This is a genomic window from Amycolatopsis sp. NPDC023774, from assembly GCF_040639695.1.
Lineage (GTDB): Bacteria > Actinomycetota > Actinomycetes > Mycobacteriales > Pseudonocardiaceae > Amycolatopsis.
In genome coordinates this window covers 1-1,128 of the sequence record NZ_JBFAAJ010000118.1, presented here as the reverse complement: position 1 = coordinate 1,128, position 1,128 = coordinate 1, and the positions used below count along the sequence as shown (strand labels likewise).

At 71.5% G+C, this 1,128-nt stretch carries 1 protein-coding gene; it reads left to right on the top strand.

Annotated features, from left to right (window positions below; translation table 11 throughout):
• Nucleotides 1-1,058: lipase family protein (locus tag AB0F91_RS47260; RefSeq protein ID WP_360609088.1), on the top strand; the 1,058-nt coding region annotated here is incomplete at its 5' end.
• Nucleotides 1,059-1,128 lie beyond the last annotated feature (70 nt).

Genomic DNA, 1,128 nt, shown 5'->3' with positions numbered 1-1,128 from the left:
TCCGCACCGAGCCCGCGGCGGTGCTGGCGACGGCGTTGACCGCGACGGCGACCACGGTCATGTACCACTCGCGCGATGCCCGCGGCGCCGACGTCGCGGTCACCGGCACGGTCTTCACCCCCCGGCTGCCGTGGCTGGGCGCCGGCTCCCGGCCGTGGGTCGACCTCGCGGTCGGCACGCAGGGGCTGGGCGAACAGTGTGCGCCGTCCAAGCAGTTCGTCGCCTCGACCGAGCAGGAGCTCGAACCGGTCGAGCTGCTGCTGGCCCGGGGTTGGGGTGTGGTGGTCAGCGACTACGAGGGCTACACCACCGGTGCCACTCCGACCTACGTCGCCGGCGTGTCCGAGGCCCACACCGTGCTGGACATGGCCCGCGCGGCGGGTGCCGTCGCCGGGACGGGTATCTCCTCGACGACCCGGTGGGCCACGATGGGCTACTCCCAGGGCGGCGGCGCGTCGAGCTGGGCGGCGTCGCTGGCCCCCTCCTACGCGCCGGACCTGCGACTGGTCACCGACGTGTCCGGCGGCGTGCCGGCCGACGTGCAGGACGTGGCCGAATCGCTGGACGGCAGCCTGATCGGCGAGGGCCTGCAGCTGTACGCGCTGATCGGCTTGCAGCAGGCCTACCCGGGGAGTTTCCCGCTCGATGAGGCCCTCAGTGCCACCGGCGAGGCCACCGAGGATTCGGTGAAGTCCCAGTGCGTCGTGCAAACTCTCGCCGGCTTCCCGCTGAAGAAGTTCAGTGACTACTCCACCGGCGAGACGATCCAGCAGTTCGACACTCGCCCCGACGTCGCCGCCGTCTACGCGGAGAACAACCTCATCACCCGACCGGCACCGACCGTGCCGGTGTTCCAGTACCACGCCGCCCTCGACGAGATCGTCCCGATCGGCCAAGCACAAACCCTGAACCGCACCTGGTGCACCCACGGCGCCCGCACCGTCTTCACCGTCGTCCCCGGCGACCACATCACCGGGGAAACCACCGGCCTGCCCGCCGCACTCGCCTGGCTGAACGACCGCTTCACCGGACGTCCCGCCCCGACCACCTGCGCCTAGGGCAACTTCCGGCTTCGACACGACCGGACCACCCACGAGCACGGGCCCGTCATGGGCTGCCCGGGGCGCA